Origin of the sequence: Streptomyces longispororuber, from assembly GCF_024448165.1 — a bacterium.
Classification (GTDB): Bacteria; Actinomycetota; Actinomycetes; order Streptomycetales; family Streptomycetaceae; genus Streptomyces; species Streptomyces longispororuber_A.
Map to the genome: position 1 here is coordinate 26,165 of NZ_JAMOLN010000122.1, position 6,000 is coordinate 32,164.

Annotated in this window: 6 protein-coding genes; 2 read left to right on the forward strand and 4 right to left on the reverse strand. The window is 73.5% G+C overall.

The annotated features are described in order from the left end of the window. Positions 1-35 precede the first annotated feature (35 nt). The gene (locus tag M4J07_RS29470; protein WP_255976554.1) at positions 36-863 is read right to left on the reverse strand and encodes an isocitrate lyase/PEP mutase family protein; all 828 of its coding nucleotides are present in this window, start codon (positions 861-863) and stop codon (positions 36-38) included. Positions 864-1,013: 150 nt separating this feature from the next. Between M4J07_RS29470 and M4J07_RS29475 the strand changes: the two genes are divergently transcribed. Beyond that, positions 1,014-1,427 (forward strand): GNAT family N-acetyltransferase, encoded by a 414-nt coding sequence (locus M4J07_RS29475; protein WP_255976566.1) that lies wholly within the window; start codon positions 1,014-1,016, stop codon positions 1,425-1,427. Between the two features lie 110 nt (positions 1,428-1,537). Next, positions 1,538-2,011 carry a peroxiredoxin gene (locus M4J07_RS29480; RefSeq protein ID WP_308284782.1) on the forward strand — a complete coding sequence of 158 codons (474 nt, stop codon included), beginning with the start codon at positions 1,538-1,540 and terminating at the stop codon, positions 2,009-2,011. Positions 2,012-2,050: 39 nt separating this feature from the next. On the opposite strand, the gene M4J07_RS29485 is transcribed toward M4J07_RS29480, so the two are convergent. From M4J07_RS29485 to M4J07_RS29495, 3 genes are read right to left on the reverse strand one after another with little or no spacing between them, the layout of a single operon-like run. Further along, positions 2,051-4,117 carry an iron ABC transporter permease gene (locus tag M4J07_RS29485; protein ID WP_255976556.1) on the reverse strand — a complete coding sequence of 689 codons (2,067 nt, stop codon included), beginning with the start codon at positions 4,115-4,117 and terminating at the stop codon, positions 2,051-2,053. Between the two features lie 5 nt (positions 4,118-4,122). Further along, the gene (locus tag M4J07_RS29490; protein WP_255976558.1) at positions 4,123-5,100 is read right to left on the reverse strand and encodes an ABC transporter substrate-binding protein; all 978 of its coding nucleotides are present in this window, start codon (positions 5,098-5,100) and stop codon (positions 4,123-4,125) included. Then, on the reverse strand, positions 5,097-5,969 hold the full coding sequence (locus M4J07_RS29495) for an ABC transporter ATP-binding protein (RefSeq protein WP_255976560.1): 873 nt from the start codon (positions 5,967-5,969) through the stop codon (positions 5,097-5,099). Before M4J07_RS29495 ends, M4J07_RS29490 begins: the two co-directional genes overlap by 4 nt. Positions 5,970-6,000: the final 31 nt, after the last annotated feature.

Consider the following 6,000-nt stretch of genomic DNA (forward strand, 5'->3'; position numbering starts at 1 on the left):
AGCACCGGCGGGGCGCGAGCGGCCGACGCCCGGCGTCACTCCGACGAGTGACGGGCGGCGGGCGCCGACAGCAGCCCGTTGAGTTCGCCGAAGTCGACGGCGTCCGCGAGCGGGGCGTAGCCGCCGGTGCCGAGCAGCTCCTGCGCGGTCCGGCGGGCGGCCGTGTACGCGGCCTGGGCCACGCCCGATCCGAGGCTGACGCGGGCGACACCGACGGCTCCGAACTCGGCGACCGACGGAGCGCCGGGCCCCGCCATGACGTTCAGCGGCACGGGGATCTCGGCCGCCAGCTCGGCGACGGTGTCGAGGTCGGTGACGCCGGGGACGAAGATGCCGTCCGCGCCCGCCTCCACGTACCGGTGGGCCCGCTCCAGGGTCTCCTTGAGGCGGGTCCCGTCCTCCCCGAGCCCGAACAGGTACGTGTCGATCCTGGCGTTGAGGAACAGGTCGGCGCCGACGGCGTCGCGGGCCGCCGCGAGCCGGGCGGCGAGGTCGGCCGGGGGCCGGGTGCCGTCCTCGATGTTGACCCCGGCCGCACCCGCCGCGACGACCTGCCGGACCGTCTCGGCCACGTCGTCCGGTCCGTCGCCGTAGCCGGTCTCGATGTCGGCCGTGACCGGGACCGTGACGGCCGCCGTGATCCGGGAGATCGCCGCCACGGCCTCGTCGCGGGTGAGCGCGTCGCCGTCCGGGCAGCCGAGGGACCAGGCCACTCCGGCGCTGGTCGTGGCGATCGCGGGCGCCCCGGCGGACTCGACGATCAGAGCGCTGGCGACGTCCCAGGCGTTGGCGAGGGCGAGGGGCCGGGCAGGGGTGTGCAGGGCGCGGAAGGTGTGGACGGAGTCCTGCTGCGTGGTGGTCATGGGCGAAGTCAAACAGCTCCCGGACGCTCCCGGCTGGCGAGAATCCGACATCCACGTCCGGCCCGTTCAGGGTCGCTTCCGGGGGTCGCTTCAGGGTCCTTCCGGGGGGCTTCCGGTTCGCTTCCGGACGTGATCGGCGATGCTGACGCGATGAGCGAGGAGATCATGTACACCTGGCGCGCGCCGCTGACCGACGACGAACTCGTCGGTCTCGTCCGGTCCCACGGCGGCCGCGGCGAACCGGGCTGGTGGGACCGGATCCGGCGGCACAGTCTGGGCTGGGTCTGCGCCCGCGAGCCGGGCGGGCTGCTCGTCGGGTTCGTCAACGTGGCCTGGGACGGCGGCGATCACGCCTTCCTGCTCGACACCAAGACGCGTGGCTCGCACCAGCGGCGCGGCATCGCGACCGAGGTCGTCCGGCTCGCGGCGGACCGGGCGCGGGCCGCGGGGTGCGAGTGGCTGCACGTGGACTTCGAGCCGCGGCTGCGGGCCTTCTACGTCGACGCCTGCGGATTCCGGCCTACCGAGGCGGGGCTGATCCACCTGTCGGACCCGGCGGGGTGACCCTGACCGTCCCTACCTTCCTTACTGCCGAGTACGATCGCGGGCGCACGTTCCCGTGCGCATGTCCCCGCCCGCATCCGAAGCCCGCATCCGAAGCAGTGGAGTGCCCCGTGCCCGCATCCAGCCGGATCCAAGTCGGTACCGTCGTCGACGACTTCACGCTGCCCGACGAGACGGGTACACCCCGGTCGCTGTCGTCGCTGCTCGCCGAAGGGCCGGTCGTCGTCTTCTTCTATCCGGCGGCGATGACGCCCGGCTGCACCGCCGAGGCCTGTCACTTCCGGGACCTGGCCGCCGAGTTCGCCGCGGTGGGCGCCCGGCCGGTCGGGATCAGCTCGGACGCCGTCGAGAAGCAGCGCGAATTCGCGGGGCAGCACACGCTCGGCTTCCCGCTGCTGTCCGATCCGGAGGGCGAGGTGCGCGGCCGGTTCGGGGTGGCCCGCGGGTTCGGTCCGTTGCCGACCAAGCGGGCCACCTTCGTCATCGGGACCGACCGGCGCGTCCTCGAAGTGGTGCGCTCCGAGTTCCGGATGAGCGCGCACGCGGACCGCGCCCTGGCGGTGCTGCGGGCAGCGGCCGAGTAGAGCCGAACAGACCCGAGCAGACCTGCGCGGACCTGCGCGCTACCGCCGGCTGCGTACCAGCAGGTACACGAAGTACGGCGTGCCGACGACCGCCGTCATCAGTCCCGCGCCGAGCTGGGCCGGGGCGATGACGGTGCGGCCCAGCAGGTCGGAGACGCAGACGAGGGTTCCGCCGAGCAGCATCGCGACGGGTACGACCCGCACGTGCCGGCGGCCCACCAGGGCGCGGGCCGCGTGCGGCGCCACCAGCCCGACGAAGCCGATCGTGCCGGCGGCGGCCACCGCGGTGGCGCTGAGCAGCACGCTCAGGACGAGGAAGCCGAGGCGTCCGCGGCCGAGGTCGAGACCGAGCAGGCGCGGGGTGTCCTCGTCGAGGGAGACGAGGTCGAGTTCCCTGCGCCGGACCACGGTCACGGCGGTCGCCACGACCAGCACCACGGCGACCGGCAGCAGGTCGGGAGCGGTCCTCCCGTAGGTCGAACCCGACAGCCAGATCAGGGCCTTGGTGGCGCTGAACCGGTCGGTGAGCACGATCAGCAGGCTGATCAGCGCCGTCGTCCCGGCGGCGACGCCGACCCCGACGAGGACGAGCCGGCTCTGCCGGAAGCCGCCCTTCGCGGCGAGGCCGAAGACGACGCAGGCGCTGACCGCGGCGCCCGCGAAGGCCGCCGCCGCGATGCTCCAGGACCCGGCGCCGGGCGCCGAGGTGACGAGCAGGACCGCGCCGAGCGCGGCGCCGCCGGAGACCCCGAGGACGCCGGGTTCGGCGAGCGGGTTGCGGGTCACCGACTGCACGAGCGTGCCGGACAGGGCCAGTGCGGCACCGGCGCAGAGGGCGGCGAGCACGCGGGGCATCCGGGTGTCGAGGACGAACGTGACGGCCTGGCCCGCCTGTCCGCGCGCCCAGTTCACGACGTCGCCCAGGAGCAGGGTGCTGTCGCCGATGAGGACCGCGCCGATCGTGGCGCCGACCAGCGCCGCCACCAGGACGACGACGGTGACCGTGAACGCCGTACGGCTCGGGATGCGCAGCCGGTCCGGCGCGGCCGCGGCGTCGCTGTCGCGCATGCGCACGGCCATGACGACGAGGAAGACGGCGCCGACGGCGCTGGTGATGATGCCCGTGGGCACGGTGACCGCGGTCTCGGCCGAGGTGACCGCGCGCAGCAGCACGTCGGAGCCGAGGACGAGGGCGGCGCCGACCAGGCCCGCGACGGGGATGCGCGTCCGGTGCCGGACGAGCGGTCGCACCCGGCGGGCGAGCGGCCGGACGAGGGCCGGGGCGCACAGTCCGACGAAGCCGATCGGGCCCGCGAGGGTGACGGCTGCGGCGGACAGCAGTGAGGCGAGGACGACGGCGGTGACGCGGGTGCCGCGGACCGGGACGCCGAGGCCGCGGGCCGCGTCGTCGCCGAGGCCGAGGGCGTCGACGCGGCGGGCGAGCAGCACGAGTCCGCCGAGGGCGGCGAGGACGACGGGCGCCATGCGCACGACGCCGTCGAAGCCGTTCTGGCTGATGCTGCCCTGGGCCCACTGGTAGAGCCCGTCGGTCGATTCGGGGAACAGCAGGAGCAACGCCTCGGTGACGGCGTTGAGTCCGAGGGCGAGCGCGCTGCCCGCCAGGACGAGCCGGACGCCGCCCGCGCCGCGGCCGGCGAGGGTGAGCACGACGGCGGCCGCGCCGAGCCCGCCGACGAACGCGACCGTGGAGGACGCGAGCAGCGGCAGGGTGGCACCGGTGACGGTGAGGATGCCGAGGGCGAGGTACGAACCGGCGTTGACGGCGAGGGTGTCCGGCGAGGCGAGCACGTTGCGGCTCACCGCCTGGAGCGCCGCGCCGGCCGCGCCGAGCGCGACGCCGACCAGGATCCCGGCCACCATGCGGGGCAGCCGGGAGGCGACGAGGACGGAGGCGTCGCCCGCCTCGGCCTGTCCGGTGAGGGCCTTCCAGACCTGGCTCGGGCCGACGGAGGCGGTGCCCTGGGTGATGTCGACGACGGCGAGCACGGCGACGAGGAGGACGAGCCCGGCCGTCACCGCGACGGCGCCCGACGAGGTCGCGGCCGTACGCTCGGGCGTGACGGTGGGGGTTGCGGTGACGGCCATGGCTGCTACTTCGTCAGGGCGCCGACGAGGGCGTCGATGTACTGCTCCATCGACTTCGGTCCGCCGAACATCCAGATGCCGTCGGGCAGTCGGTGGACGTCCCCGGCCTTCACGAACGGCAGCGACTTCCAGACGGAGTTGCCGGCGAGGTCCTTGGTGAAGACGTCGCCCTCCGACTTGTTTCCGATGTAGGCGAACTGCGTCTTGTCGCCGAGCCCGGTGAGGCCCTCGACGTCGGTGGTGGCGAGTCCGTAGTCCTTGTCGCCCTTGATCTTCCAGGCGTTCTTCAGACCGAGGTCCTCGTTGACGGCGCCCACCTGGGAACCGCTCGTGTAGGCGCGCACGGAGACCTGGTTGGAGGCCGCGTAGCCGTCGGCGAAGGCGATCGACGCGCCGTCGAGTCCGGCGTCCTTCAGGGCCTTCTTGCCCTCGGCGACCTTGGCCTCGTAGGACTTCTCGGCGGCCTTCGCCGCGTCCTCCTTGCCGGTGGCCCTGGCGATGAGGTCGAGCGTGTCCGTCATCTGGCCGATCTGGTCGGCGGCGTCGGCAGACGTGACCTGGAGGACCGGGGCGATCTTCTTCATCTGCTTGATCGCGGACGCCGACAGGTCGGTGGTCGCGACGATCAGGTCGGGGGTGAGCCCGGCGATGGTGTCCATGCTGGGCTCGCCGCGGGTGCCGATGTCCTTGGGCGAGTTGGTGAGCGGGGCGGCCTTGTCCCACGTCGTGTAGCCCTTGACGTCGGCGACGCCGACCGGGTCGACGCCGAGGGTGACGAGGGACTCCACGACGTTCCACTCGGTGCCGACGACCTTGGTGGCCGGGCGGTCGAGACGCACCTTCGCGCCGTTCGCGTCGGTGAGGGTGATCTTCTGGGACTTGCTGTCCGCGGCCGGCTTCGCGGGCTCGGAGGAGCCGCAGCCGGACAGGAGGAGGGCCGCGGCGGTGCCGGCGGCGGCGGTGAGGAGGGCGGCGCTTCTCATGAGGTGCTGTGGAGCCTTTCGCTTCTGCTGTGGTGGCGGCCCATCGCGCGTGTGCGCAGCCGGCCGGTGAGGGGGTCGGTGTCGATGTCGATGCGGATGCCGTACGTCTCGGAGAGGCGTTCGGGCTGCAGCACGTCCTCGGGGGTGCCGTCGGCGATGATGCGGCCGGAGCGCAGCAGGGCGATCCGGTCGGCGACGGCGGCCGCCTGGTCGAGGTCGTGCAGGACGACGCCGACGGCGATGCCGCCGTCGTCCGCCAGGTCCCGCATCAGGTCGAGGAGTTCGACCTGGTAGCGCAGGTCGAGGTAGGTGGTCGGTTCGTCGAGGAGCAGCACGCCGGTCTGCTGGGCGAGGCAGCTCGCGAGCCACACGCGCTGCAGCTGACCGCCGGAGAGCTGGTCGACGCCGCGGTCGGCGAGGGCGTCCACGCCGGTCAGGGCGAGCACGCGGTTCACGACGGCGGTGCCGTCCGGGTCCGTCTGTCCCCAGCGGCCGCGGTAGGGGTAGCGGCCGAACTCGACGACGTCGCGCACGGTGAGTCCGGCCGGGGTGGGCCGGGACTGCGTCAGGAGCGCGACGCGGCGGGCGAACTGACGGGCGGTGAGGTCGAAGCCGTCGGCGGCGTCGACCGTTCCCGGGTCGAGGGTCAGGGTGCCGCGGCGAGCCCCCTGCAGCCGCGCGACGGTGCGCAGCAAGGTCGACTTGCCGCTGCCGTTCGGGCCGACGAGGGCGGTCACTTCACCGGGCTTGAGGACGAGGGCCGCGTCGTGGACGACGTCGACTCCGTCGTACGACACGGTCACGTGCTCGGCCGACAGTTCGTGACCGCGCGGACGTGGGGCGCTGCCTGCGCGTTCACCAGATCTCACGGCGTGAAGGTTAGCCTAACCTAACCAGGAC

Coding starts and splice junctions, on each gene's coding strand:
- M4J07_RS29490 (WP_255976558.1), bottom strand. CDS start 5,100: ATGAGAAGCGCCGCCCTCCTCACCGCCGCCGCCGGCACCGCCGCGGCC.
- M4J07_RS29485 (WP_255976556.1), bottom strand. CDS start 4,117: ATGGCCGTCACCGCAACCCCCACCGTCACGCCCGAGCGTACGGCCGCG.
- M4J07_RS29475 (WP_255976566.1), top strand. CDS start 1,014: ATGAGCGAGGAGATCATGTACACCTGGCGCGCGCCGCTGACCGACGAC.
- M4J07_RS29470 (WP_255976554.1), bottom strand. CDS start 863: ATGACCACCACGCAGCAGGACTCCGTCCACACCTTCCGCGCCCTGCAC.